27 protein-coding genes, 1 tRNA gene, 1 pseudogene and 1 riboswitch are annotated in these 25,699 nt (G+C 60.3%); of the genes and pseudogenes, 11 read left to right on the top strand and 18 right to left on the bottom strand.

The window, feature by feature from the left end; genetic code table 11:
• Window positions 1–8 precede the first annotated feature (8 nt).
• From fos to HDC32_RS13325, 3 genes are all read left to right on the top strand, one after another.
• Window positions 9–419: a fosfomycin resistance glutathione transferase gene (gene fos / locus HDC32_RS13335; protein ID WP_184744386.1), complete on the top strand. Its 411-nt coding sequence runs from the start codon at window positions 9–11 to the stop codon at window positions 417–419.
• A 54-nt stretch (window positions 420–473) separates the two neighbouring features.
• On the top strand, window positions 474–1,115 hold the full coding sequence (locus HDC32_RS13330; RefSeq protein ID WP_053136899.1) for a LysE family translocator: 642 nt from the start codon (window positions 474–476) through the stop codon (window positions 1,113–1,115).
• A 117-nt stretch (window positions 1,116–1,232) separates the two neighbouring features.
• The gene (locus tag HDC32_RS13325; protein ID WP_131697144.1) at window positions 1,233–1,760 is read left to right on the top strand and encodes a DUF4142 domain-containing protein; all 528 of its coding nucleotides are present in this window, start codon (window positions 1,233–1,235) and stop codon (window positions 1,758–1,760) included.
• 54 nt (window positions 1,761–1,814) lie between these two features.
• Here HDC32_RS13325 and HDC32_RS13320 read toward each other — a convergent pair whose 3' ends face one another.
• Window positions 1,815–2,240 carry a low affinity iron permease family protein gene (locus tag HDC32_RS13320; protein WP_027604355.1) on the bottom strand — a complete coding sequence of 142 codons (426 nt, stop codon included), beginning with the start codon at window positions 2,238–2,240 and terminating at the stop codon, window positions 1,815–1,817.
• On the opposite strand from HDC32_RS13320, the gene HDC32_RS13315 reads away from it, so the two are divergent.
• On the top strand, window positions 2,239–3,198 hold the full coding sequence (locus HDC32_RS13315) for a GNAT family N-acetyltransferase (protein ID WP_311771969.1): 960 nt from the start codon (window positions 2,239–2,241) through the stop codon (window positions 3,196–3,198). The genes HDC32_RS13320 and HDC32_RS13315 overlap by 2 nt on opposite strands.
• Here the strand turns inward: HDC32_RS13315 and HDC32_RS13310 are convergent, their stop codons facing one another.
• The 3 genes from HDC32_RS13310 to HDC32_RS13300 form a co-directional block, all read right to left on the bottom strand.
• Window positions 3,199–3,699: a methylated-DNA--[protein]-cysteine S-methyltransferase gene (locus HDC32_RS13310; RefSeq protein ID WP_145334924.1), complete on the bottom strand. Its 501-nt coding sequence runs from the start codon at window positions 3,697–3,699 to the stop codon at window positions 3,199–3,201.
• A 102-nt stretch (window positions 3,700–3,801) separates the two neighbouring features.
• Window positions 3,802–4,137, bottom strand: coding sequence for a hypothetical protein (locus tag HDC32_RS13305; protein WP_184744920.1), 336 nt, complete (start codon window positions 4,135–4,137; stop codon window positions 3,802–3,804).
• Between the two features lie 79 nt (window positions 4,138–4,216).
• Complete coding sequence (locus HDC32_RS13300) at window positions 4,217–5,110, bottom strand: LysR family transcriptional regulator (RefSeq protein ID WP_131697141.1); 894 nt, start codon at window positions 5,108–5,110, stop codon at window positions 4,217–4,219.
• Between the two features lie 95 nt (window positions 5,111–5,205).
• On the opposite strand from HDC32_RS13300, the gene HDC32_RS13295 reads away from it, so the two are divergent.
• The 3 genes and pseudogenes from HDC32_RS13295 (at window position 5,206) to HDC32_RS13285 (ending at window position 7,773) form a co-directional block, all read left to right on the top strand.
• Window positions 5,206–6,369 carry an MFS transporter gene (locus tag HDC32_RS13295; protein ID WP_184744384.1) on the top strand — a complete coding sequence of 388 codons (1,164 nt, stop codon included), beginning with the start codon at window positions 5,206–5,208 and terminating at the stop codon, window positions 6,367–6,369.
• Window positions 6,366–7,125, top strand: a pseudogene (locus tag HDC32_RS13290) (MFS transporter). Before HDC32_RS13295 ends, HDC32_RS13290 begins: the two are co-directional and overlap by 4 nt.
• Before the next feature lie 408 nt (window positions 7,126–7,533).
• Window positions 7,534–7,773: a DUF6124 family protein gene (locus HDC32_RS13285; RefSeq protein ID WP_184744382.1), complete on the top strand. Its 240-nt coding sequence runs from the start codon at window positions 7,534–7,536 to the stop codon at window positions 7,771–7,773.
• 68 nt (window positions 7,774–7,841) lie between these two features.
• On the opposite strand, the gene HDC32_RS13280 is transcribed toward HDC32_RS13285, so the two are convergent.
• From HDC32_RS13280 to arsN2, 3 genes are all read right to left on the bottom strand, one after another.
• Entirely contained in the window at window positions 7,842–8,147 is a 306-nt protein-coding gene (locus tag HDC32_RS13280; RefSeq protein WP_131697138.1) for a DUF6482 family protein, read from the bottom strand.
• Between the two features lie 19 nt (window positions 8,148–8,166).
• Window positions 8,167–8,691: a DUF3833 domain-containing protein gene (locus HDC32_RS13275; protein WP_184744380.1), complete on the bottom strand. Its 525-nt coding sequence runs from the start codon at window positions 8,689–8,691 to the stop codon at window positions 8,167–8,169.
• A gap of 550 nt (window positions 8,692–9,241) precedes the next feature.
• Window positions 9,242–9,709: an arsenic resistance N-acetyltransferase ArsN2 gene (gene arsN2 / locus HDC32_RS13270; protein ID WP_184744378.1), complete on the bottom strand. Its 468-nt coding sequence runs from the start codon at window positions 9,707–9,709 to the stop codon at window positions 9,242–9,244.
• A 181-nt stretch (window positions 9,710–9,890) separates the two neighbouring features.
• Between arsN2 and HDC32_RS13265 the strand changes: the two genes are divergently transcribed.
• From HDC32_RS13265 to HDC32_RS13250, 4 genes are all read left to right on the top strand, one after another.
• Window positions 9,891–10,247 (top strand): metalloregulator ArsR/SmtB family transcription factor, encoded by a 357-nt coding sequence (locus HDC32_RS13265; RefSeq protein WP_184744376.1) that lies wholly within the window; start codon window positions 9,891–9,893, stop codon window positions 10,245–10,247.
• Between the two features lie 154 nt (window positions 10,248–10,401).
• The gene (arsH, locus tag HDC32_RS13260) at window positions 10,402–11,115 is read left to right on the top strand and encodes an arsenical resistance protein ArsH (RefSeq protein WP_184744374.1); all 714 of its coding nucleotides are present in this window, start codon (window positions 10,402–10,404) and stop codon (window positions 11,113–11,115) included.
• Between the two features lie 20 nt (window positions 11,116–11,135).
• Window positions 11,136–11,558 carry an arsenate reductase (glutaredoxin) gene (arsC, locus tag HDC32_RS13255; RefSeq protein ID WP_184744372.1) on the top strand — a complete coding sequence of 141 codons (423 nt, stop codon included), beginning with the start codon at window positions 11,136–11,138 and terminating at the stop codon, window positions 11,556–11,558.
• 29 nt (window positions 11,559–11,587) lie between these two features.
• On the top strand, window positions 11,588–12,661 hold the full coding sequence (locus HDC32_RS13250; protein WP_184744370.1) for an ArsO family NAD(P)H-dependent flavin-containing monooxygenase: 1,074 nt from the start codon (window positions 11,588–11,590) through the stop codon (window positions 12,659–12,661).
• A gap of 663 nt (window positions 12,662–13,324) precedes the next feature.
• Here HDC32_RS13250 and HDC32_RS13245 read toward each other — a convergent pair.
• The 11 genes from HDC32_RS13245 to HDC32_RS13195 all read right to left on the bottom strand — a co-directional run bounded on the left by HDC32_RS13245 (window position 13,325) and on the right by HDC32_RS13195 (window position 25,649).
• Window positions 13,325–13,398: transfer RNA gene (locus HDC32_RS13245), tRNA-Gly, on the bottom strand.
• Between the two features lie 318 nt (window positions 13,399–13,716).
• Complete coding sequence (locus HDC32_RS13240) at window positions 13,717–14,601, bottom strand: alpha/beta fold hydrolase (protein WP_184744368.1); 885 nt, start codon at window positions 14,599–14,601, stop codon at window positions 13,717–13,719.
• Between the two features lie 304 nt (window positions 14,602–14,905).
• On the bottom strand, window positions 14,906–15,598 hold the full coding sequence (locus HDC32_RS13235) for a 16S rRNA pseudouridine(516) synthase (protein WP_131697134.1): 693 nt from the start codon (window positions 15,596–15,598) through the stop codon (window positions 14,906–14,908).
• Entirely contained in the window at window positions 15,588–15,794 is a 207-nt protein-coding gene (locus tag HDC32_RS13230; protein WP_065938870.1) for a cysteine-rich CWC family protein, read from the bottom strand. The genes HDC32_RS13235 and HDC32_RS13230 overlap by 11 nt, the downstream gene beginning before the upstream one ends.
• A gap of 48 nt (window positions 15,795–15,842) precedes the next feature.
• Window positions 15,843–19,448 (bottom strand): urea carboxylase, encoded by a 3,606-nt coding sequence (gene uca / locus HDC32_RS13225; RefSeq protein WP_184744366.1) that lies wholly within the window; start codon window positions 19,446–19,448, stop codon window positions 15,843–15,845.
• A 231-nt stretch (window positions 19,449–19,679) separates the two neighbouring features.
• Window positions 19,680–20,309: an urea amidolyase associated protein UAAP2 gene (locus tag HDC32_RS13220; RefSeq protein ID WP_074844417.1), complete on the bottom strand. Its 630-nt coding sequence runs from the start codon at window positions 20,307–20,309 to the stop codon at window positions 19,680–19,682.
• A 9-nt stretch (window positions 20,310–20,318) separates the two neighbouring features.
• Window positions 20,319–21,044, bottom strand: coding sequence for an urea amidolyase associated protein UAAP1 (locus HDC32_RS13215; protein ID WP_131697132.1), 726 nt, complete (start codon window positions 21,042–21,044; stop codon window positions 20,319–20,321).
• A complete protein-coding gene (locus tag HDC32_RS13210) occupies window positions 21,041–21,805 on the bottom strand; it encodes an ABC transporter ATP-binding protein (RefSeq protein WP_184744364.1) in 765 nt (254 codons plus the stop codon). The genes HDC32_RS13215 and HDC32_RS13210 overlap by 4 nt, the downstream gene beginning before the upstream one ends.
• Window positions 21,802–22,617: an ABC transporter permease gene (locus HDC32_RS13205; protein ID WP_184744362.1), complete on the bottom strand. Its 816-nt coding sequence runs from the start codon at window positions 22,615–22,617 to the stop codon at window positions 21,802–21,804. The genes HDC32_RS13210 and HDC32_RS13205 overlap by 4 nt, the downstream gene beginning before the upstream one ends.
• A 12-nt stretch (window positions 22,618–22,629) precedes the next feature.
• Window positions 22,630–23,697: a putative urea ABC transporter substrate-binding protein gene (locus tag HDC32_RS13200; protein WP_184744360.1), complete on the bottom strand. Its 1,068-nt coding sequence runs from the start codon at window positions 23,695–23,697 to the stop codon at window positions 22,630–22,632.
• A gap of 60 nt (window positions 23,698–23,757) precedes the next feature.
• A riboswitch (guanidine-I (ykkC/yxkD leader) is annotated at window positions 23,758–23,859 on the bottom strand.
• A gap of 167 nt (window positions 23,860–24,026) precedes the next feature.
• On the bottom strand, window positions 24,027–25,649 hold the full coding sequence (locus tag HDC32_RS13195) for a methyl-accepting chemotaxis protein (RefSeq protein WP_131697128.1): 1,623 nt from the start codon (window positions 25,647–25,649) through the stop codon (window positions 24,027–24,029).
• Window positions 25,650–25,699: the final 50 nt, after the last annotated feature.

The raw sequence follows: 25,699 nt of genomic DNA, 5'->3' as shown, positions 1-25,699 counted from the left end.
AAAAAAACATGTTCTCAGGCTTCAACCACTTGACCCTGGCCGTCACCGACTTGAGTCGCAGCGTCGGCTTTTACCATGAGTTGTTGCAACTCAAGCTCGACGCCACGTGGGACACCGGCGCCTATTTGTCATTGCCGGGCCTATGGCTATGCCTGTCGCTTGATCCGCTGCGCGACTCGCAGCCGGCGGCCGATTACACCCACTATGGGTTCACTGTCGGAGCGAGTGATTTCGCTGCGCTGGTCTCGCGTCTGCGCGCCGCCGAGGTGCAAGAGTGGCGCGACAATCGCAGCGAAGGCGCTTCGTTCTATTTCCTCGATCCCGACGGCCATAAGCTCGAAGCCCATGTGGGCGACCTGGCTTCGCGCCTGTTGGCTTGCCGCGACAATCCCTATGCGGGAATGAGGTTTTACCCATAGCGCAGGAACGTGCAGAATCCGTCCACCTTCCCACGCTTTGTCAGAGTCGCGCCCATGACCCCCTCCTTGCTGCTCGCCGTCCTCGCTTCGGGTTTTATCTACGGTATTACGCCTGGCCCCGGGGTATTGGCGGTGTTTGGTATCGGCGCCGCCCGAGGCCGTCGTGCCGGGGCGGGGTTTCTGTGCGGGCACTTGCTCGGCGATGTGCTGTGGTGCAGTACGGCGTTGGTCGCGATTGTGGGCGCGCGGGAAGTCGGCAGCAGCGCGTTCGATGTGCTCGGCGTGCTCAGTGGCCTGTACCTGTTCTGGCTCGGCTGGCGCGCGATTCGTACCCAGCGTCGCAGCAGTGATGCCCCCCAGGGTGCGGCGCGGCATCCGTTCTGGCACGGCATTGTGTTCGGCTTGACCAACCCCAAGGCGTATCCGGTGGCCGTGGCGACATTTACTGCATTGCTGTCCAGCCGTGCCGAATTGCTGACCTGGTCGATGCTGCCGGCGTTGATCTTCCTGAGCTTCGTCGGTGGCCTGTTGGCCTACGCGATCCTGATCGGCGTGGTCGGTGCCCAGCGGGTGCGCACGGTGTATCAGCGCCATGAAATCCTCATCACCAGGCTCTGCGGCGTGATGTTTATCGGCTTCGCCATCAATGCCCTGGCCCATGCGTTGCCAGGCCTGTTCGGCAGCAAACCGGCCTGACGGGCACGACCGTTCGTCGCACGGGCAAGTTTTTTCTAAACCTTTGCCGCCCGGAAAATTCGAATTCAGGGCGAGGTGTCTTTCCCCGCACCTATTTTTGCCCTGGAGGAACCCATCATGAGCCGCATGGCTATCCGGTTACGCACCGCCAGTTTCGCGATGCTGCTGGGCCTCGGCGCCAGCAATGCTTTCGCCCAGTCGCCTGCTGAATTCATCGAGCAGGCTTCGGCCAAAGGCATGGCCGATATCGAAACCAGTCGCATGGCCCACGCCAAAACCTCGTCCCAGGAAATCAAGGACTACACCATCGAGGTGATCAACGAGCGCACCCTGGCCAACCAGCATTTGGCGGCCATCGCCAAGAAGCTCGACCTGCCCGTGGCCCCACGGGAGAAGATCATCGACAAGGCCGAAACCCTGATGCCCGAACTCAAGGACGGCGATTCCTTCGACGCGGCCTACACCGCGCAGCAAGTGAAGGAAAACGAAGATGCCATTGCCCTGTTCAAGCGCGAAGGTGCGGCCTCGGATGTGCCGGAAATCAAAGCACTGGTGGATGAGACGCTGCCTAAACTGGAAGAGCGTCTGCAAAAGGCCCGGGCCCTGGCGTCGACCTACGGTAAGGGCCATCAAGGCGACGGTTGAGACCTTCACTTGATATGAAAAACGGCGGTTGGATCCTATCCAACCGCCGTTTTTTTACGCCTGGTTCAGGTCGGTCTTGTTCGGGGCCGCATCGTCGGCCGCGTGGCCGCAACTGCTGTTCAGGCTCACGGTGCCGGTGTTGCCAATGCTGCGGTATTCCTGGCGCAGTTTTTCCAGTTCCTTGCGGTCCAGGCCATCCAGGCTCAGCACGGCGTTCTGCGCATCCTTGGAGACCCGCAGCAGTTCGTCAATCTTGATGTGCAGGATGTCGTTATCGCGGTTTTGCGTGTTCTGGATCAGGAACACCATGAGGAAGGTGATGATGGTGGTCGAGGTGTTGATGATCAACTGCCAGGTGTCGTTGTAGTGGAAGTACGGCCCGCTCAAGCTCCACAGGAAAATCAACGCGACCGCCGCATAGAACGTCCGGGCACTGCCTGCCCAACGGGACAAGGATTGTGAGACTGCGGAGAATTTCATGACCGTTTTCCTTAAGGTGAGTGATGAAAATACTGACCGCAGGCACGCTCTGAAATTTCTTTTTACAACTTGGGATGTGAACAACGCTGTGCGTTTTTCTGCAGGGTTCTTGGGAGTGGGCCTACGGCGTTTTGCAACGACGGGCGCAAGACTGGGGTTTTATACGGAAAATCCCATGCACGCTGACACCGCCTGCGACCTGCCTGCGCTTTATCACCAGACCGAAGATCATTATTTCGCCGCAACCTGCTCGCTGCATCGCCGCTATAACACCTGTATCAACGCTTACTTTACCGACGACTATTTCGACCCGTGGAACCTGTTGTTTATCCGAGTCGGCAGCGCGCCGATGGGGGGCGCAATGGCGGTGCCGATGGACCTGCTTCGCCGTATTTTTCTGGATACGCGCGTAGTGATTCATGAGGAAAAGGTCGGGCTGATCGCTGAGGCGCTCATGGGGATGGGCTTTCAGTCTGCCGAAAAGACGACTGCGATGGTCCTCGATCTGTCGAGCCTTGTTTCATCTACAGATGACAGCTCTGTGCAGATCAGCTTGACTCGGAACCTGGCCGATTGGGCCGTTCCCCTTGGCAACGCATTTTCGATGCCGCCCGAGGGCATTGCGCGTTATCAGGCCCGGCACCAGCGTGCTCTGGAAACGGGGCAATCGCTTCACCACTTCATCCTGTCCACCGAGGGGCAGGTGAGGTGTTCGTTGACTTTATCCCTGTGTAATGGAGAAGCTCGGCTTAACGATGTCGGCACGCTCGTGGGTTTTCGCACCAAAGGTTACGCCACGCGATTGATTCAAGCGGCCTTGCGTCACGCGTCGAGCCTGGGTGCCCGGCGATGTTTTCTTGAGGCAACCATGGACGGAATCTCGGTGTATCGAAAGTTGGGGTTCGAAGGTTTGTTCGACTACCAGTCTTTTATTCGGGGGCCGGTTGCAGTCGCCTGATCAGACGCTCATTTTTACCTGGCTGCGGTCTTCAAGCGTCAACAGATACTGCTTGGCTTCAAGCCCTCCGGCAAATCCGGTCAAGGTGCCCGAAGCGCCGATAACCCGATGGCACGGTGCAATGATCGAGATAGGGTTGCGCCCATTGGCAGCGCCCACGGCACGGACGGCTTTCGGGTTGCCGATCTGCTGGGCGATCTGGCTGTAGCTGCGGGTTTCGCCAAAAGGAATGGTCAGCAGCGCCTGCCAGACCTGCTTCTGAAAATCGGTACCGGCGAAATCCAGCTCCAAATCGAATGTATGGCGACTACCGGCGAAATACTCCTTCAACTGGCGCTCGGTTTCCAACAGCACCGGGCTCTCGTTGGCTTCGTGCAACTCACCCAGGCGCACTCGGTTGGCGCGTTCCACTTCCCACAGGATGGCGCTGAGCTTGCCATCGCGTGCCACCAGGGTGAGTTCACCGACGGGGGAGGACATGAGCTTGTATTCGTAGGGCATGAGCGGGCTCCTCGAAGGGCAGTTGTTAAACGCTACAGGCCTACGGTAATGCCATCCGCCGGACTGGAAACTACGTTTCTTACGCTTGAATTCTCACTGGACCTACTGGAAATTCCAATAAACCCAGGTGGAATAGTACGGATACCAGTAGAACCAGGAAATCCGGTAGAGCCCCATGATCACTGAGGCCTCCCCGATTGTGACCAGGGAAATCAGATTGAACAGCGTGACGATTGCAGCGAATACGGTCACGCCTCGGCTGGCATGGCGCCTGGCAAACCCTACGCCGTAGACGGACTCGGCGATCGATCCGAGTGCCAGCCCCAGGCCCCAGGGATACGGAAGCCGCACCAGTGCGACCAGCAGTGGCAACACCAACACCCAGCCGAGTACTTGGCGCAGTACGGGTGTGGATGCGTGTTCTTTGGGTTCAATTATTTCAATAACCCTGGGTGGGAACTAGTGTTGAGCGAACTTTCCGATAGTGGTGTATGAACCGGTAGTTGAATACTGAGCGTTATCGAGCGCGCGCAACCTCATCAATGAGCGCTATAAAGGCTTGCACTGACAAATTCGGTTCCTCTCTACGGGTCAACACCAACAACCGCGCACACGCATCCGCCTCCACCAAAGGCCGATAAGTTACGCCCTTGTTCATCAAACTCTGCGTACAGGCTGGCACCAGGGCCACCCCTTGCCCGGCGGCCACCAGCGCAATGATCGAGGTGATCTGCCGTCCGGTCGGTCCGGCATGCAATGGCACGCCATGGTGGCGGTAAAGCTGCTCGATGGACTGGTTCAGCCCCGAGCCGTAATCCGCTGGAAATAGAATCAAAGGATAGGCACCGAGCTGCGCCAGGCTGATACCGGCCTGGTCAGCCAGGGGGCTGTCACTCGACACTGCGGCCACAAGGCGTTCCTCGCCCAATGACAGCGCGTGCACCTTGTCGTTTTGCGGCAACAGCCGGCTCAAGCCGATATCCAGCCGCCCGTCGGCGACCTGTGCTCCGAGGCTGCCGGAGGCGCATTCCACCAGGGTCAGTTGCACATCGGGAAAGCGCTGGGCGAAAGCCTGGATCGACTGGCTGAACAGGTCCGACAGGGCAATCGAGCTGACGTAGCCCAAGGCCAGTTGACCCGCTGTCCCTGCTGCCAACTTACCGGCAATCACCTGAGCCAACTCCACCTGTTCCAACACGCCACGTGCGTAGGGCAGGAACGAGCGGCCCTGGGCGGTGAGCGTTACGGTGCGGCTGGTGCGATCGAACAGCTTGAAACCCAAGTCTGCCTCCAGCGCTGAAATCTGCCGGGTCAAAGGCGGTTGGGCGAGGTGCAGGCGCAGGGCGGCGCGACCGAAGTGCAATTCTTCGGCGACCGTCAGAAAGTAACGCAGCTTGCGTAGGTCGAGCATCCTGATCCTTGGGTATCAATCGGTCGGAATTCGGTATTGGTTTAAGACCCGCCGGCCATTCTATAAAGACCTTTCAAAATAAAACGAGAGGTTTCATGAAACCGCGCCTGCATTGTGCCCGCCTTGCCCTGTTCCTGTGTGGCTGCGCGGCGTTTCTCAACCTCTATGCGACCCAAAGCATTCTCCAGACGTTTGCCGCGCACTTTCATATCAGTGCTAAGGATGCGGGTTGGAGCATCACCGTCACCACCCTGGCGGTGGCGATCACTGCCCCGTTCGTCAGTCGCTTGACCAGGCGCTTCGAGCAACGCAGCGTGATCGTCGTGGCGGCGTTACTGCTGGCGCTGCCGGCATTGATGACCGCTTATGCCGACAGCTTTGCCGAAGTGCTGGTGTGGCGCTGTGTCGAAGGCATGTTGATCCCGGTGGTGTTTGCCACCAGCGTGGCTTACATCGGCGACCGCTGGAGCGGTGGCACGGTCACTGAGGTCACGAGTCTCTACGTCGCGGGCACCGTGTTGGGCGGGTTCGCCGGGCGCTTCGTCACCGGGGTGATGACCGAATATGTGGGCTGGCGCGAAGCCTTTGAATGGCTCGCGGTACTGAGCTTGATGGTCGGCGGTTTTATCCAGTTTCTGTTACCGGCCAACCGCCCACGGACCGTGCAGGTTAAAGCCTCTTCGTCAGGTGTATTTCGCCGGCCGCTGTTGGCCGCTTACGCCGTAGGTTTCTGCGTGCTGTTCTCGCAAGTCGCGGCGTTTACCTACGCAGGTTTGTACTTGGGCCTGCCGCCGTTCAACCTTGGGCCTGCGGCCTTGGGGACGTTGTACATGGTGTTCCTGTTGGCGTTGATCGTGATCCCCATCGCCGGGCGCCTCAGCAAAGCCCGCCCCCATGCCGAACTGCTGAGTGTCGCCGCCGTGCTGGGCGTCAGCGGTTCGGCGTTGACCTTGGTGCCGTCCCTGTGGTGCATCGTAGTCGGCCTGGCGCTCAGTTCCACCGGCGTATTCCTCGCCCAAGCCGCCGCCAATGCGTTTATCAACGCCACGGCGCGCGATAACAAGACGGGCGCTGTCGGGGTTTATCTCACCTGTTATTACCTGGGCGGCAGTGGCGGCGCCATTGTCCCGGCGCTGATCTGGGAACGCTGGGGCTGGGCCGGTTGCGTGGTGCTGATCATCGGTTTCCAGCTGCTGACCTTGTTGATCGCCTTGACCGGCTGGAAGCCCCTTAAACCTGAGCTGATTTCTGCACCATGAACGACACCGTCGCTGTGCCTTCGCCCGAATTAAAAACTCGCCGTCGCGCCCTGTTCGCCGGTTGCAGCGCCCATGCCGTGCACGATGGGCTCACCGACGTGATCTACGTTCTGTTGCCTGTCTGGCAGGCTCAGTTCGCCTTGTCCTACGCCCAGATCGGCCTGTTACGTGGCGCCTATTCCGGGATGATGGCCGTGTTCCAATTGCTGGCCAGCCGCGCCGCCAGACGCTGGGGCCGCACACTGATGCTGGTGGGCGGCACTGCGCTGGCGGGTGTTGCCTACCGGTACCGCCGGCATCGGTCTTGCGCTGACCCTGCTGTTCATCGGCGGCGCCTTCGGCAAACTGTTCTGCGGCTACCTCGGCGCACGCATCGGCATGATGAAGACCGTGTGGATCACGGAAACCAGCACCGCACTGCTGATCGTCGCGGCGGTGTACCTGCCGCTCAGCGGGTTGATGGTGATGCTGCCGCTGTTGGGGCTGGTACTGAATGGCACCTCCTCGGTGCTGTACGGCGCCGTGCCCGACCTTGCCGGCGCGGGCAAGCGCGAGCAGGCGTTTGCGCTGTTCTACACCGGCACCATTGGGGGTGGCGCGTTGGCGCCGGTGGTGTTTGGTGGCGTGGGGGATGCGCTGGGCGTGCCGGTGGCGGTGATGGTGTTGGCGGGGATGTTGGGTGTGACGTTGCCGTTAGCGTGGATGGCTTCCTCGCTGTCGAGCAGGTCAACAAGATCGAAAGCGGTGAATGGCTGAGTCATGATCAAACCTGCGTATGCAGTTCTGGTGGGGTGGGGCCATGGACAATGATGTGAGTGGCAGGTTGAATTCAAACGTTCTTCAGCGGCTATTTGTTGCCAAAAGCTTCGATTTCTTCACGCTTCGAGCATGGGTCTGAACCTTGCGGCATTGCCTACACAACGATCAGACTCGTTCGAGTTGTGCGCCTTGGACGACCTCTTTAAGGTTCGTCAGCCGCTGCCCATCAGCGGTCGGGTTTAGTAGCCCGATACGATCAACGGCGTACAGCTGCTCTTATGGTGGCTGCACGCAGGGCGTCTTCGGGCGCGCCGGTTTCGTTGATTCGCCGGTCTACTAACCTGCGTACAGCCGCCACCCATTGTTTAGTAGCTCTGGTATGCGGTCCCTAACGAGGATCAACAGATGTGTACTGGCTCATGCAATCCATCCGTAAAACTGTTCAGCGTCCGTCCCGAAATCGACACTCAAGCGCTGCTCGCCAACGCCTACGAAACCATCGCCGGTGCAGGTGCCATGACCCACGAGTTCGTCGAAAGCCTGCCCTCTCAACAGCGCTATCTGGCCCTGGCCATTCAGCAGATGATTGAACTGGGCCTGCTGCTGGTCGAGGCTGTTCAGGACCGTGTGGACCGAGTCGCGTAGGCCATCCGTACGGTGTAAACGGCTTGCCTTCCCAGGCCGCCCATACCACGGGGGAGGGGAGCCAGAATTTACAGTGTCGCCGCCAGCGAAAACGGAATGCGCAACGCACCGATAGGCCCTTCACGCGTGCCGCACATTTCATCGTGAACGCAGTGTTGCACCAGTACGCAAGGAAACGGCGGAACCCGTTGCAACAGGTCGCGTAAATGCGTGGTGGACCCGATGCGCAGCGGCTTGCCGTGATCGTCCAGTAACGTTGCCTCGACGTGCTCCAGCCTGACGCGAGCGATATAGAAACCGCCCTCCAGGGACAGCAACTCCAGCTCACGTATTTCGCCTTTCCCGGCCAGCTCGGCCAGCATTTGCATATTCATGATTGACCCTCGCTCGGACTCATTGGCGACGAAAGAACAGCGTGACCTGACCCCACTCGACACCGAACTTGGACATGCTCGAGCGGTTGATCAAGGTGTCCTCGTCCATCAGGTACATCCAATCGTCAAAGCTGACTTCGTACACCGAACCATCCACCGGCAGATTGAGCCGGTAGCGCCAACGCAGCGCATTACCCGCCACTTCGCCGATCGCCTCGCCCACCACATCCCCGGCTCGTCCGCGCCAGCGCCCTGGGCCGTCCGGCGTCAGTGTCCACACCCGTTGCTGGCGCGTGCCATCGCTGTACAAGAAACGCTCGTCCAGAATCAACGCGTTGCCCTCGCGCCGGCTGGCAATATCGACCTCAAAGCGCTTGGCCACTTCCCCCGAACGCTTCTGGAAGATGCCCCAGGCTTTCACGGGTTTACTGAAGAAGCGCTCCAGGTCCAGTTTCGGTTGCTGGTCGGCGTAGTGGTTGACACCCACGTTCGCGCAACTGCTCACACTCAATGCCAGCAATAGTGAAACCCATAGACGCGTCATGACCAGGCTCCTTGAGCGTGCGAGGCGCGATGCCAATGCTTGGGCCTGATACTTGTACATAATTTATTATTTGTACATGTTTTTGAGTGCAAGAGGGATATTGAAATTTCGGGCATTGCCTACGAAACCATCGGAAGCGTCGATGTTGTGCGTATTGGACGAGGTACTTACTAGTTTGAATTACCAACCGGCCTGCCAAATCGCCCCATAAAAACTGAGGCGTCTGATGTTCAGAACACAAGACTCAGACCTAATCGGCGTTCCTGGCATTTTTGGTGAAGGCCTTGCGCATTGGCATAGCGTGTCACGAGTGCTCAGAACTCACTGGTATCACCTTACTATTCGCTTGCCTGACCAAGGTCGCAGCACTGAGTTCGTTCACATGATTTAGGGTTCGCACAGGTTGAAAAGCATGCTCGTCACCCGGAACGCTGAACAAGAGATAACTGATGTTCAGGTCATGACCCAGCATGGATGAACAAAGGTGCCGGGTGGGACACGGAACGCGTAACCTAGACGGCATCGAGGCTAAAAGCCATCAACACGGTGATCAGCTATCTTCTCGCCGCCCAGTTAACGCCTTGCACATGTAGCAAGCCGAGCCAGGGCAAAGCCCCCTGAACTGCTCCGTCTGAGAAATCAGAGGCGGCGCGGAACCTCGTTGATTTACTGCATAGCCCTGCAGTTCAAAAAAGCCTGACGCAGTCGTTGTCAGCAAATGAAATCGAGCGATTCCCTGCTCGGCAGCTATTGCTTCAATGACTCGAAGCACTGCGACCCCAACCCCTTTCGATCTGTATGCCGGCTCTACGACCATGGAGCGCAGCAGTCCATCTGTTCCATGCGTTTCAAATCCTCCCCATCCGACACTCCTACCGTCCCTTGTGAACTCAAAAAAGGTTCGGCCTGGAAGGTCAATATCGTCTACGGGAAGATCGGCGGATTTCAATGCAGTGCGAAAACGCTGCCATTGGCCTCCGGCAATTTTCGTTGCCTGGATCATCATTTCACTCTCCATCTCCTCAACTCCTTGATACCCCGTGATCAGACTATGGCGGCCTAGCAGAGAGACGCAACCACCATATTCGCTTTACCGAATATTCGCCAAGCCGTATATTCGGTTATCCATATGTTCCGAGATCAACCATCAGCCTTGCTATCAAAGTGCTTTTCGTCTGCGCTGCCAACTTTGGAAGTCTATGACCGAGCCTATGAACCCCTCCACGCTATTCAAGTGTCTGGCTGACGACACACGGATCAAAATAACGCTGCTCGTCGTGAGTGAAGGTGAGTTATGTGTTTGCGAACTGACAGCGGCTCTTGAGTTGAACCAACCCAAAATTTCTCGTCACTTGGCGCTGCTCCGTTCAGCCGGTTTGCTGATGGATCGTCGCCAGGGGCAGTGGGTGTACTACCGACTGCGTCCCGATTTGCCTAGCTGGGTGGCGGCAGTTTTAAAAGACGTAGGCGATGCCAATCAACAGTGGTTGGAAGTCGAGACCAAGCGCCTGTGTGGCATGAACGAACGTCCCATCAATCAGGCCGAGTGCAGTTGATTCACTTCCAAAGCGGGTTATTCAGATGCTGATTGCCGCAATCGCTGCAGCTGAAAACCATCAGCACTAACCCTCAGGGCCGAACTGAGCCATATCGGTTCGCTTTGAGGAACAATCGAGGTTGTGCCAGCTAGGCGCACCTGTAGGAGTTTTCATGCAAGACACATTGCCGAACGTACACGCCGACCTGATCGACGTTCCCTCCTTGGAGCAATTGGAGCCGCGTACACCGTCACTCCATAAGCCTCGAATTCTGCTTTTGTACGGATCGACGCGAGAGCGCTCTTTCAGCCGTTTGGTGACTCAGGAAGCAGCCCGCTTGTTGGAGGAGTTTGGCGCCGAAACCAAAATCTTCGATCCCTCGGGTTTGCCGCTGCCGGACGATGCTCCGGATACACATGCCAAGGTCGTGGAGTTGCGCGAACTCATGCAATGGTCTGAAGGACAGGTGTGGTGCTCTCCTGAGCGCCACGGCTCCATGAGCGCCGTTTTCAAGGCCCAGATCGACTGGGTTCCGCTGGCGATTGGGGCTGTTCGACCTACGCAAGGAAAGACCCTTGCAGTAATGCAGGTCTGCGGCGGCTCGCAATCTTTCAACGTGGTCAATCAGCTGCGCGTATTGGGTCGGTGGATGCGCATGTTCACCATCCCAAACCAATCTTCGGTGGCCAAGGCGTTCACCGAGTTCGACGAGGTAGGCCGTATGAAGCCGTCCTCGTACTACGACCGACTGGTGGACGTGATGGAAGAGCTAATGAAGTTCACGCTGCTGTTGCGGGATCGCCAGGACTACTTGGTTGATCGCTACTCCGAGCGTAAAGAGTCCGCTGAAGAGCTGTCCAATCGCGTCAACCAGCGCTCCATTTAACGTCACCGCGAGGAAACCCTATGAGTCAGATCACGATCTATCACAACCCGCAATGTGGCACCTCTCGCAACACCTTGGAACTGATCCGCAACAGCGGAGAAGAGCCGACTGTTATCGAGTACCTGCAGACCCCACCTGACCGCACCACGCTTGTCAGGTTGATCAAGGATATGGGTATCGAGGTACGTGCCCTCCTTCGCATCAAAGGCACGCCTTACGAGGAGCTGGGACTGGGCGATACGTCACTTACGGATGACCAACTCATCGATGCCATGATGACTTACCCCATCCTGATTAATCGCCCCATTGTCGTGACGCCCTTGGGGACACGCTTGTGTCGTCCTTCAGAGGCCGTCCTCGACCTTCTGCCGCAAGAGCAGCGCGGCAGCTTTGTCAAAGAAGACGGACAAGTCGTCATTGATAAGAGTGGCCGCAGGGTTTAAAGCGATGTGAAGCAGATTGGCCTGGAGGAATGGTGGTGAATCAAAATTCGAAATTTGATGTCGTGGTCATTGGCGGTGGCCAATCCGCGCTCACCGTCGCCTATTTTTTGAGGCGTACAGGCCTTTCCTACGTATTACTCGACGCCGAGTCTGCACCGGGAGGAGCCTGGCGGCATGGATGGGATTCTCTCCGACTATTCTCGCCGTCTGCTTGGAGCTCCATCGCCGGCTGGCCTATGCCAGCTGTCTCCGAAAGTACTCCTGGGAGGGACGATGTGGTCGACTATCTGACTCAGTATGAGCGCAGATATGACTTTCCCATTGTCCGCTCCACGCGGGTGACCCGTGTCGAAAACATCGAAGGCGGGTTGCGCGTTTTCTCTGGGGATACTTACTGGGATGCCAAATCAGTCATCAGTGCAACAGGCACGTGGAGCAGTCCGGTTATTCCAACCTACCCACGACAGGAGCTTTTCGAGGGGCAGCAGATCCATTCCGCCCATTATGTTGGGCCGCGTGAGTTCGAGGGGAAGACAGTGCTGGTCGTTGGCGGTGGTAACTCAGGTGCCCAGATTTACGCCGAAGTTTCGAAGGTAGCTCACGCAACTTGGGTGACTCAGCAAGCGCCAAAGTATCTTCAAGATGAGGTCGATGGCCGCGTCCTGTTCCAGCGGGCCACTGCTAGATTGAGGGCGCAACAAGATGGGACGGAGCCTCAGCAGCCCGTTGGAGGACTGGGAGACATTGTGATGGTGCCACCGGTAAAGGAAGCTCGCGAACGCGGCGTGCTGAACGCGGTACGGCCATTCACGCACTTCACCTCAACGGGTGTTGTGTGGCCATCGGGGGCCGAGTCGAAGATTGATGCCGTCATCTGGTGTACTGGATTTTCTCCCGCGCTCGACCACCTGGGCAACCTGGGTATCGTTGACGATGACGGTAAAGTCGCCGTGAATGAAAACCGGAGTGTTGCTTCACCAAATCTGTGGCTGGTGGGCTACGGCGATTGGACGGGGCTTGCCTCCGCTACATTGATCGGAGTAACCCGCACAGCTCGAGATGTAGTCAACCAAGTCCAAAGCTATCTTACAAGCGAAGCCTGATCGCTTGCGACGCAAATCAACACTAGCGATGAAGACCTACAAACACGTATTTCTGCAGTCGCACAGGCGATTTCCGGTCGGACGTATCTGTGGCTCCGCTACGTGGAATGAGCTCCGTTCGCAGCAAAAGCCCGGCTGAATAGATACCAGAACTTGTGAGAGGTTTGGGGCTTTTGGCAGTCTTGTAGGAGGGCAGTTGCTTTGCATGTTGTGTTCTCCGCACGACGGGGGCGCTACTGAGTCGGGCCGCAAGATCTGACTAACTGACTTACTTCAGTTGGCGAGCCGCTGTGCGCGGGCAGGCTGGCGTGAATCGAGTTCCCGCGTCCCTCCGTATCTCGGCCCTTGCGGGCGTCCATCCTTCACGCCCTCGGCTGTTCCAGCCTGCGCGCTCCGCTTGCGTCGGTTACTCAGCGCTTTCCTACGTTCTGTACCCTAGACATCCGATCATTATCGCTCCGGCCGCAGAGAGGGATTCTGGTTCTGTTGCCTATCGCCGCTAGCGGGCTTTGGGTTATCCAAGTGTTACAGAACGCAGGATCGATTACGCACGTGTCTTTCGGCTTGTGGTGGCAACGAGGGAGGGGGAGGTGCGAACTGGTTTTGATTTGCTTGGCGGTTGCAGCGAGATTGGCTAGAAGGTCCGGAATTGCTGCTGCTGATTGGAGCGGGTAGAGGGAATCGAACCCTCAACTAAAGCTTGGGAAGCTTTCGTTTTGCCACTAAACTATACCCGCTTGGTCAAGCTATTTACGCACCCAGGGCAAGGGTCGATTAAGAACCCTCGTTACCAGCTTGGGAAGCTGGAGTAATGCCATTATACGACACCCGCTCAGAGCGGCTGACTTTGTACCAGATGTGCGCTTGGATTTGAAGTTTTTCTTCGAAAAATGTGCGAGTTGCAGACACTTGCCCTGGCGACGAACCGAGCCGATGTAGGAGCGAGCTTGCTCGCGAAGAATTCAAGAGCGCCGCGTTCTACCAGGGCGCGCACGTCATCGTTGGCGATCTTCGCGAGCAAGAACTAGGCGTCCCCCTCGCTCCTGCACGGTATTTCAGATGGCAAAGGCATGCTGTGTCTGGCCCTGGTGATAACGCAATCGGCTGACCTGCCGTTCCGGTTTCAAAAAGCCCACCACCGCCTCACGGCTATCCCGGCACGCCGCCTTGTGCTCCATATCCAGGAAATGCCCCGTCGCCTGGATGGTGCTGAAGCTGCTCTTCGCCACGTACTGCCCGAACTGCCTGGCATCTTCGGCGCTGGTGTATTCGTCCCATTCGCCGTTCAAAAACAGCACCGGCACGTCGATCTGCCGCGCGGCCTTGAGGTAGCACAGGCGGTCGTTGTGCAGTACCTGGCTGATGTGAAAATGCATCTGCCCGTATTCGTGCTCGGCCAGGCTGCTCACATGCTTGTAGTTGAATCGCTTGAACAGCGACGGCAGGTGTTTGCCGATGGTGCTGTTGATCAGGTGGCCGACGCGGTCGCGGTCGAGGTTGCCGAGGTAATCGACGCCACGTTCGAGGTAGTCACGCATCGGTGCGTTGATCACCGGCGAGAATGAGCTGATCACCGCCTTTTCCACACGGCGTGGTCGGTGGGCGAGGGCGACCAGGGTGGCGGCGCCGCCCCAGGAGAAGGACAGCACGTGCTCTGCCGCGAAGTGGTCGATAAGCTCCAGGAGGATCTGGCCTTCGACTTCCTTCGTCAGCATTTGCTCATGACGGTTATGGATTTTGGAGCGACCGGCGTAGGGCTGGTCGTACAAAACCACATTGAATTGCGGGTACAGGCTTTTCACGGTTTGGGCGAAGGACGCCGTAGTGGCCATCGAGCCGTTGACCAGGATGATGGTCTTTTCAGCAGCATCCGCGCGATAGAACTCCGTGTAAACCCGATACTGACCCTGTATATCCAACACAGCGATTTCTGGCCTCATGTCGTAAGACTCCTGGCAAGCGGGTAGGGCGCGCAGATCACTCTGCACGAGCTTTATGACAGGTAGGCATACGCCTGGAAGATGAGGGCCCATGTCGGTCCGATGACGGCTGGCCGACGGGTGTTGTTATGGCGGGCTGTTTGCCTGGGAGGCCCGTAGATCAAGCGCGGGCGGGGCAAGGTGTTTCTTGGAGGTTATAGGCGACTCGTCAGTCATAATTTGGCTGACGGTTTGATTCAAGCAGTAGACCGGGGATGTCGCAAGTTGCAGAAATGGGTTTTTGCCATCACCGGCCGAACGGTCGTCAGACTTGTCGGATTTCTTCCTCGGACAGCGCCCGGTACTCGCCCGGCGCCAGAGCCGCATCCAATCCCAATGGGCCCATTCGCTCACGGTGCAGGCCGATCACTTTGTTGTTGAAGTGTCCGAACATGCGCTTTACCTGGTGATAGCGGCCTTCGATGATGCTCAATCGTGCCAGGCGTGGCCCCAACAGCTCCAGCTCGGCCGGTTGCGTCGTCAGGTCTTCAAACGCGAAATACAGGCCCGCCGCAAAGGTTGCCGCGTATGCGGGGCCGATGTCCTGCTCGGTCTCCACCCGATAGACCTTGGGCAGCTTGGTCTGCGGTTGCGTCAGGCGCCGCGACCACTGGCCGTCGTTGGTGATCAGCATCAGGCCGGTGGTGTTGAAATCCAGGCGACCGGCGATATGCAGCTCGCCTTTGTCCGGCTCATCCAGCAGGTCCAGGACAGTCGGGTGTTGCGGGTCCGAGGTGGCGCTGACGCAGCCCTGAGGTTTGTGCAGCATGAAATAGCGCGCCGCTTTGCCTGCCTGCAACACGTCATCGTCAACACACACGCGGCTGAATTCGCGCACTTCATGATGAGGGTCACTGACTGCCACGCCATCCACCGTCACCCGCCGCTCGACCAGCAACACACGCACTTGCTGGCGATTGAAACGCGGCAGGTTGCTGAGGAAACGGTCAACGCGCATTGCGAAGCTGCTCATCCACCTGAGCACAGCGCGGGCACAGGCAGGCCGTGTTGCGCAATGCATCGGGCAGCGCTTCAAGCACCGCCGGGTCGATGGTGACGCTGTAGCACCAGCACGGCTGGTCGGCGGTGCGTGGGTCGGCCAGGGTGCAATCGTTGCGGGCACCGCAGGCGGGGCAAAGGGTTGGCGTGGTCATGGTCGGTGGGGGCAGGGCCTCGGAAGTCCCTGCACGATACAGCGCCGGTCAGTCCCGTTCCAGCACCACGACCCGCTGGCCTGCGCCAATCCCGCTGCCCGGTCGCACCGGGATTTCCCGCACCACCCCGGCAAACGGCGCCAGCACCGGGATCTCCATTTTCATCGACTCCAGAATCACCAGCACATCACCGGCCGCAACCCGCGCGCCCACGCTTACCTGTACCTGCCAGAGATTGCCGGCGATATGGCTGTCGATGCTGTATTCATTGGCCGTAAGCGGCGTGTCTTGCCCCGCTGGCGCCGGGAGCTCTTCGCTGTCGAAATGTGCCTGGCCACTGGCAATCCAGCGTTCGCGTTCGGCGTTGAACGCCTGTTGCTGTTGTTCACGAAAAGCACTGATCCCCGAGGCTTCCCGCGCAAGAAATGCTTGGTAATCCGTCAGGTTCAGGGTGCTCTCCTCGATATCCAGCTCGAAGCGTCCCAGGGGAAAATCCCGACGAATCCGCACCAGTTCATCCGCGCTCACGGGATAGAACCGAATCTGATCGAAGAAGCGCAGCAGCCAGGGTTTTCCATCAAACGCCGCGACTTCGCGATAGCGGTTCCACATCTGCAAGGTGCGCCCGACAAACTGATAACCGCCGGGCCCTTCCATGCCGTACACGCACAAATACGCGCCGCCGATGCCCACCGAGTTCTCGGCGGTCCAGGTGCGGGCCGGGTTGTATTTAGTGGTCACCAGGCGATGACGCGGGTCCAGCGGCGTGGCCACCGGCGCGCCGAGGTAGACGTCGCCCAGGCCCATCACCAGGTAGCTGGCGTCGAACACCGTGTGGCGCACTTCATCGAGGTTGGCCAGGTCGTTGATGCGCCGGATGAACTCCAGGTTGCTCGGGCACCACGGGGCGTCCTTGCGCACAGTGGTCATGTATTTTTCGATGGCCAGCTGGCACGCCGGGTCGTCCCAGGACAGCGGCAGGTGCACGATGCGCGAAGGCACTTGCAGGTTTTGGCGGGTGCACACGGCGGTCCACTCGTGGGTGATCAGTGCCAGCAGGTCGGCCAGGGGCAGTTGCTCGGGTTGATAGTGGATCTGCAGCGAGCGGATGCCGGGCGTCAGATCGATCACGCCCTTCAATGCTCGGGTTTCGAGGGCCTGCATCAGGGCATGGGCGCGAAAGCGCAGCACCAGGTCCAGCTCCGGCGCGCCGATTTCCAGCAGCAGGTGGGTGTCGCCAGCGAGGCGCGCGACCAGGCGGGTGTCGGCTTGGCCGATGTCCAGGATGATGGGGGATGCCAATTGCTCGATGCTGGCGGCGGACCGAGTTGAGCCCATCGCGAGCAAGCTCTGCTCCCACAGGGTTTCGGCATCCCTTTGATCCCAGTTCAGGGCAAGGTCGCGGGCGGTCTTGAGGTCCACGGGATCAAAGCGAATCTTGTCACCGGCCTTGAGCTGGCCGAGCTGCCAAAGATCCGCCTCGATCACCGTCACCGGGCACACAAACCCGCCCAGGCTTGGCCCGTCCGGCCCCAGGATCACCGGCATGTCCCCGGTGAAATCCACCGCGCCGATGGCATAGGGGTTGTCATGGATATTCGACGGATGCAGCCCTGCTTCACCGCCATCCGTGCGTGCCCAAAGAGGCTTCGGCCCGATCAGCCGGACACCGGTGCGGCTGGAGTTGAAATGCACTTCCCACTGCGTGGCGAAGAAGGTGTCGATGTACGCCGGCAGGAAGTATTCCGGCGCGCCGTGAGGGCCATAAATCACCCGCAGTGTGCGGACCTCCGGCAGCGGTTCGGCGACTAATTGTTGCCCGGCGTTCAGGTCTTCCAACGGCAACAGATGCAACACATCGCCCGCCCGCAAGGCGCGACCCCCATGCCCGCCAAACTGGCCGAGGGTGAAGGTGCTTTTGCTGCCCAGGTAGTCCGGCACTTGCAGCCCGCCACGCAGGCACAGGTAGCTGCGTGCCCCGGCGCCGGCGAGGGTGCCCAGGCTCAGGATCGACCCGGCCTCAATCAGCAACGCGGTGTTCATTGGCACGGCTCGATCATTCAACCGCAACGGGATCTCAGCACCGGTCACTGCGACCACCGCCGCGCAATTGAAGCGCAGCAGCGGCCCGCTCATGGTGATTTCCAGCGCCGCAGCCCCCTCGTCGTTGCCCAGCAGGCGATTGCCCAGGCGCAGCGCGCGGCTGTCCATCGGCCCTGACGGCGGCACACCCACGGCCCAGTAGCCGAGGCGGCCGGGATAGTCCTGCACACTGGTTTGCGTGCCCGCGCTGACGACTTCAAACGTGTCGGCCACGTAGACCAGGTCTTCCAGGCATCGCGTCCACGGCCGGCCATTGGCGAAGGGCGGGGCCAGCAGGATTTGGCGCAGGTAATCGCGGTTGGTTTCCACGCCGTACAACTGGCTGTCGCTCAACGCCTGATGCAGAGCCAGGCGCGCCTGTTCGCGGGTGGGCGCCCACGTGATGAGCTTGGCGATCATCGGATCGAAGTACGGCGGGATCTCGCAGCCGGCTTCCACCCAGGTGTCGATCCGCAGACCCTCGGCCCGCGGGAAATCCACACGGGTCAGCAAGCCAGGGCTCGGCTGGAAATCCCGGCCCGGGTCTTCGGCATACAGGCGCGCCTGGATCGCGTGGCCCTGGGGGGTTAACTCGAGTGTGTTCAGCGGCGGCATTTCCCCGGCCGCCAGTTGCACCATCCAGCGCACCAGGTCCACGCCCCATACCTGCTCGGTGACGCCGTGTTCCACCTGCAAGCGCGTGTTCACTTCGAGGAAGTAGAAGCGCCCGTCCGCACTGTCATAGATAAATTCCACGGTGCCGGCGCTGCGGTAATTCACGGCCTTGGCCAGGGTGATGGCGGCCGCGCACAGGGCCTCGGCCATGCCGTCGGGCAGGTTCGGCGCCGGGGTTTCTTCGAGGACTTTCTGGTTGCGCCGTTGCACCGAGCAGTCGCGTACGCCGAGGGCGATCACTTCACCGGCACCGTCGCCGAACACCTGCACTTCCAGGTGGCGTGCGTGCTCGATGTACTTCTCGATAAACACGCCGGCATCGCTGAAATTGTTCTGCCCCAGGCGTTTGACCGCCTCGAAGGATTCACTCAATTCCTCTGCGCTGCGGCACACGCGCATGCCGATACCGCCGCCCCCAGCAGTGCTTTTGAGCATCACCGGATAGCCCACGGCGTCGGCGGCCAGCAACGCAGAGGCGAGGCTGTCGAGCAGTTCGGTGCCTTCCAGCAGTGGGATCTTGTGCTGCTTGGCCAAGGCGCGGGCGGTGTGCTTGAGGCCGAAGACCCGAAGTTGTTGCGGTGTCGGCCCGACAAAGGCGATGCCGGCGTTTTCACAGGCTTCGGCAAACGCTGCGTTCTCCGACAGGAAGCCGTAGCCGGGATGGATCGCCTTGGCCCCACAGGCCTTGGCGGTGGCGAGGATTTTTTCCACCGCGAGATACGTACTGGCCGCCGCGCCTTCACCGAGGCTGTAGGCCTCGTCGGCTTGCTGGATATGCAGGCTCGCCGCATCGGCCTCGGCGTACACGGCGATGCCCTTGACCTGTAGCTCGCGCAAGGTGCGCAGGATGCGGCAGGCGATGGCGCCACGGTTGGCGATCAACAGTTTTTCGAACATGGCAAAACCCTGCGGGCCGTCCCGCAAAGTGGGGGAGCACTGCGGTCGTCCGCAGTGTGTGTGGTTAGTGTGGGAGGGGGCATTACTGGACCACCGCTATCGGGGGCAAGCCCAATGCCTGTAGGAGCGAGGGCAAGTTCCCTCCCACATTGGATCTCTAGCGCTTTTGCAGGCACTGCCCGGCTCGGGATTGGCACAGGGCAAATAACCAATGGCGCAGGCGCTTGAGTTTCAGTTCCATACCAGCAGCTCCGCAGGGGTGGGGTTGTAGGCGTTGCACGGGTTGTTCAACTGCGGGCAGTTGGAGATCAGCACGATCACATCCATCTCGGCGCGCAGGTCGACGTACTTGCCGGGGGCGGAAATACCGTCTTCGAAGGTCAGCCCGCCGTCGGCCGTCACGGGCACATTCATGAAGAAATTGATGTTCGGCCCGATGTCGCCTTTGCCCAGGCGGCCGTCGTGGGCACAGGCGCGCAGGTAGTTGTCGCGGCAGCTGTGCATGTAGCGTTTTTCCAGGGCGTAGCGCACGGTGTTGCTCTCTTGGGCGCAGGCGCCGCCGAGGGTGTCGTGGCGCCCGCAGGTGTCATCAACGATGGTCAGCATCGGCTGGCCGAGGTTGGAATACAGCACGCTGCCGGTGCCCAGGTACACGCTGTTTTGCCGGCGCAACGTGCGCTGCACGTCGTAGCGTTCACGCGGGTTTTTCACGCTGTAGAACAAAGTGTCGACGGCCTGGTTGCCCTCCAGGTCGAGGATGCGCAGGGTCTGCCCGGCCTTGACCTCCATCAGCCACGGCTCGCCGGCGGGGATGGTTGCGCGGTACACGGCCGCGTCCGGTTGTTTCAGTGCGATAGACATGGCAGCTCCTCAGGCGAACAGGCGATCGGTGTTGATAAAGCCGCGCTCGTTTTCCGGGCGTGAGGTACGGCAGTGTTCGGCGACGCTTTTGTCGGCGTTCATCCAGCTCAGCTTCAGCGGTTGCGGCGCGTAGTGCGGGTTCGGGTCCATCGGATGTTGCAGGGCGGTGAGCACCACCAGGGTGTCCATCGGCGCATAGAGTTCGATGTAATCGCCGGCCCTGGAATTACCCGGCACAAAGTGCAGGCCTCCGTCGCTGTCCACCGTGACTTTGCTGAACAGGTTGAGGGTCATCAGCAGGTCGGACAGGCCCAGCCCCCACTTGCCCAACTCCACCAGCAGGTTGTCGGTGCCGTTGCGGAAGAAGCCGTTGCGCAGTTCCTGATAGCGACCCTGGCCGTACTTCTCGGCGACTTCGGCGGCGCACAGCACACCGCCGATGCTGTCGCTCCAGCCGCAGGTATCGGCGGTGATCGCGGCCAGTACGCGGCCCATGTCCGAGTACAGGCAATGGCCCGTGGTGAGCTTGGCTGTGTGTTGGCATTTGAGGCTGTCGGGCAGGTTCAGGCGCTCGGTTTTTTCGTTGGCGTTGAGCAGGGTCAGGCTGACGTTGGCGCCGCCGCGAAGGTCGGTCAGGCGCAGCAGTTGGCCGCGCTTGAGCACGAACGAACGGTGGCCGCCGCCGGGCAGCATTTCTTCGGCGAAGGGTGGGAACAGTTGGGTGGAATCGGTCATTTGGACGTGGCTCCAAGTTCGGCGGCGAGCGCCTTGCGGCGCTCGCTGTTCAAAGGGATGTCGTAGGTGATGCGGGCGCCATAGGCGCCGGGGGCGTGGGGGTCGGCGCGGACCTTGTCGAACACCAGCAGGCGCGTGCCGAGGCTGAAGCCTTCGCTCAGGTCGTGGGTGACCATGAACACCGTCAGCCGGGTTTCGCGCCACAGTTCCAGCAGCAGATGGTGCATGTCCCTGCGAATGCCCGGGTCGAGGGCGCCGAAGGGTTCGTCCAGCAGCAACACGCGGGGTTTCATGATCAGGGCCTGGGCGATGGCCAGGCGTTGTTGCATGCCGCCGGAGAGTTGCGCGGGGTACTTGTCCAGGGCGTGGCCGAGGCCGACTTTGTGCAGCAGCGCGGCAGCCTGTTCGCGGGCGTCCTTCCTGGCTTTACCGAACAGCCGGCCCAGCACGCGTGAACGTGGCAGTTCCAGGCCGAGGGCGACGTTGTCGAGCACAGTCAAATGTGGGAACACCGAGTAGCGCTGGAACACCACGCCACGGCTGGCATCGGGCTCGGCGGCGAGGGCCTGGCCGTCCAGCAGGATCTGGCCTTTGCTCGCGGTTTCCTGGCCCAGCAACAGGCGCAGGAAGGTCGACTTGCCACAGCCGGACGTACCGACCAGCGTGCAGAATTCACCCTCGGCGACGTGCAGGTTGAGGCCTTCGAGCACCACTTGGTCGCCATAGCGCTGCCACACATTATTGACGCTGATAAAGCTCATCCCCGCGCTCCTTCGTACCAGGGGAACGCATGCCGGGTCAGGGCCTTGAGGCCCCAGTCCATCAGCCAGGCCAGCAGCGTGATCCACACCACGTAAGGCAAGATCACGTCCATCGCCAGGTAGCGTCGTACCAGGAAGATCCGGTAGCCCAAACCGTCGGTGGAGGCGATGGCTTCGGCGGCGATCAAAAACAACCACGCCGAGCCGAGCATCAGCCGCAGCGAGATCAACAGGCGCGGCAGCAATTGCGGCAATACCACACGCAGCATCAGGGTCCAGGTGGAGGCGCCGAGGGTCTGCGCCTTCACCAGCAGCTCGACCGGAATTTCCCGCGCGCGCTGTTCCAGGTCACGGGCCAGGCAGGGGGTGACGCCGATGACGATCAGCATCACTTTGGACAATTCCCCCAGCCCGAACACGATGAACAGAATCGGCAGGATCGCCAGCGGCGGCACCATCGACAGCACCGTCAGCAACGGTGACAACGGTGCGCCAAACAGCGGCAGCGTGCCGGCGGCGATCCCCAGGCACAGGCCGGCGAGGGCGCTGATACCCAGGCCGATGGCGAGGCGGCGCAGGCTGGAGGCGCTGTCCTGCCACAGTACGTATTCGCCGGTGCGGGTGTCGGCGTTGAAGGCCAAGCGTTTTACCGCGTCAATCATTTGCCCGGCGCCGGGCAGCAGCTTGTCGTTGGGGTTGTCTGCCAGGCGCTCGGCCGAGCCCACGAAGTAGGCAAACAGCAGCAGGGCGAACGGCAGCAGCACCAGCAACAGGCGGCTGGAGCGGTCCGGGTGACGGTTGATCAGGCGCATGGCCGGGTCCTCTTACAGCTTGCCGTCGGCGGCCATCTGCACGTAGCTGGGGTTGAAGTGCAGCTTGAGGTTGGCTTTGTCGCCGCTGGTCACGCCATTGGCGAAGCTCATGCCCACGGCGCTGGTGTCCTTGGCGCCTTCACCCAGCAGGCCGTGTTTAAACGAGAACTCGGCGACTTTGCCCATGGTGGCGGGCAACTGTGCGCTGGTGGCGAAGGCCAGGGCTTCCTTGGGCGTGGCGAACAACTTGGTGGTGTCCAGTTGCGACTGGAAGCCCGCAAGGTCAGTGCCGGAAGCCTTGGCCATATGTTCCAGGGCTTCGGTGCTGGCGGCGCCCTTGGCGTTCATCAGCGCGACCACTTCGAACCAGGCGCCGGTGAGGGCTTTACCCAGCTTGGGGTTGTCTTTGAGGACCTGGGTGTTGACCACCATCATGTCCATGATTTCGCCGGGCACTTTGCTGGAGTCGAACACTTGGCTCACGCCAGGCTTGGCCTTGATCTCCGAGAGCATCGGGTTCCAGGTGGTGACGGCCTGGACCTGGTCGGTGTTGAAGGCCGCTGCGATGTCGGCATCCGACGTGTTGACCACCTTCAAATCTTTTTCGCTTAGGTCCGCCGATTCGAGCGCGCGGGCCAGCAGGTAGTGGGACACCGAGAGTTCCACCAGGTTGACGTTCATGCCCTTGAGGTCGGCCACGGTCTTGCCGGTGCCCTTGATCACCACGCCGTCGTTGCCGTTGGAGAAGTCGCTGACCACCAGTGCGGTGCTGTCCACGCCACCGGCGGCGGGGATGGTCAGGGCGTCCATGTTGGTCATGGTGCAGCCGTCGAACTGGCCGGCGGTGTACTGGTTGATGGATTCGACGTAGTCATTGAGCTGCACCATGTCGATGGTGATGCCGTACTTCTTGGCCCACTTGTCGAGGATGCCTTGGCTGCCGGCATACTCCCACGGCATCCAGCCGGCGTAGATCGTCCAGCACACGCTGAAGTGGTTTTTGGATGCGGCTTGGGCCTGGAAGCTCAGCACGGCGGCAAAGACGGCGGCGAGCAGGGCGGGTAAACGGATTGAGGGCATGGTGCTTCTCCAGTTGATCAAGGGCGAGCAGGAGCAACGCGGCACCGTGAACGGTGGCTTGTCTCCCGGGCTTTTATCCCGCCGTGTAACCTCAACTGGAGGTCGCCAACTCTCGGACCAGCCACTCGCTTTTGGCGAGCCGGAACCCTAGTCGGCCATTGCAAATTGTGGTGCCGCGAACCTGTATCAATCCTGCACGCAAGAGATAAAGCGAGAGTCGTGCCAAGTGGCTTCGACGCCCGGCGGTTCAGCCGGGCGGGTGGGAAAGGAGGGCATAGAAGAGGGCGTTGTGCGCCACGCGGGTGCGTCGGCGCACTGCGATGAGGCGCTTACAGCTGGAACTTACTGACCAGCATATTGAACGAGGTGGCCAGTCGCGACAGGTCCTGGCTGGAGGCGTTGGTCTGGTGCGCACCGGCGGCGGTCTGGGTGGACAGATCCTGGATGTTGAGCAGGTTGCGATCCACTTCGCGGGCCACCTGGGCCTGTTCCTCGGACGCCGAGGCGATTACCAGGTTGCGCTCGTTGATGCTGGACACGCTGGCGGTGATGCGCTCCAGCGCCTGGCCGGCGTTTTGCGCCAGGGTCTGGGTGTTGTTGGCCCAGGTCAGGCTCTTGTTCATGGCAGCCACGGCACCATCGGCGCCTGCCTGCACTTCACCGATCATTTTCTCGATGTCGACCGTGGAGATCTGGGTGCGGTGGGCCAGCGCCCGCACCTCATCGGCCACCACCGCAAAACCACGGCCTTGTTCACCGGCACGGGCGGCTTCGATGGCGGCATTGAGGGCCAGCAGGTTGGTCTGGTCGGCAATGCCGCGGATCACATCAATCACCTTGCCGATTTCGCGCACCTGGTCGGCGAGGTCGGCGACCGATTGGGTCGAATCGTTGATCTCGACCACCATCGATGACATGCCCGACACGGCCTGCTCCACCTGCTGGCGGCCGTCCTCGGCTTCGGCGCTGGCCTGGCGCGACGCCTCGGAGGTCGACACGGCGTTGCTCGCCACTTCGTCGACCGCTGCGGTCATCTGGTTGACGGCGGTGGCGGCTTGTTGGATTTCGTCGTTCTGGCGGGTCAGGCCACGGGTGCTTTCATCGGTGACGGCACTCAGCTCTTCGGCTGCCGACGCGAGCTGGTCGGAAGCGTTGGCGATTTCCATCAGCGTGCTTTTCAGGCCGCCTTGCATATCGGATAAGGCCATCAGCAGTTGCCCGGCTTCGTCGGTGCGGTCGGTCGTGATGGCTTGGGTCAGGTCGCCCTTGGCGATGCGCTGTGCGTTTTCAACCGCTTGTGCGATAGGACGGGTGATCAGGCGCGTGATCAGCACACCGACGATGATCGCAATGATGAAGGCCAGGACAATGCCGCTGATCATCCAGGTCAATGCGCTGCTGCGAAGGTCCTCGGCGGCGACGGCGCCTTCCTTGATCTGGCGGTTATTGGACTCGATCATCACACGGATCAACTCGCGCGCCTGGCGAAACAGTTCATTGTTGGTGCTGTTGAGCTGGGCGCGGGCCTGCTCGACCTGGCCACTGTCGAGCATCGACATGATACGTTCGGAGCTGCTGGTGTAAGTTGGCCAGATCTGGTCGAGCTTGTCGCCTGCTGCCCGTTCGTCGTCTTCCAGGGGCGTGGCACGGTAGGTGGCGTAGGCGCTCTGGCTGCGTTTGAGTTCGTTGGCGATGTCCTGGCGCACACGGTCGCGGTCTTGTTGGGCGACGTCGCCTTTGCTCGCATCCATCAAACGGTACAAACCACGGTTGTGGGCCACCAGGCCATTGAGGGTAGCGGTCGTGTTGCTGACGGACGCCAGGTTATTGGAGAACGTCTGTTCCAATGCATTGGCGAGTCGGACCACGCTTTTGATACCCAGCAGGCCGACCCCGAGGGTGACCAGCGCACACACTAGAAATGAAAGCAGCAGTTTGGTTGAAATTTTCATGGATCGGATCCGGCGAAAGTGGCGAAGGGCGCACGTTAGAGCCTCCCTGG

The sequence above is a fragment of the Pseudomonas sp. JAI120 genome, assembly GCF_014207255.1.
In the GTDB taxonomy this organism is placed as follows: domain Bacteria; phylum Pseudomonadota; class Gammaproteobacteria; order Pseudomonadales; family Pseudomonadaceae; genus Aquipseudomonas.
The sequence above is the reverse complement of the archived record's forward strand: the minus strand, read 5'-3'. Positions and strand labels throughout refer to the sequence as shown.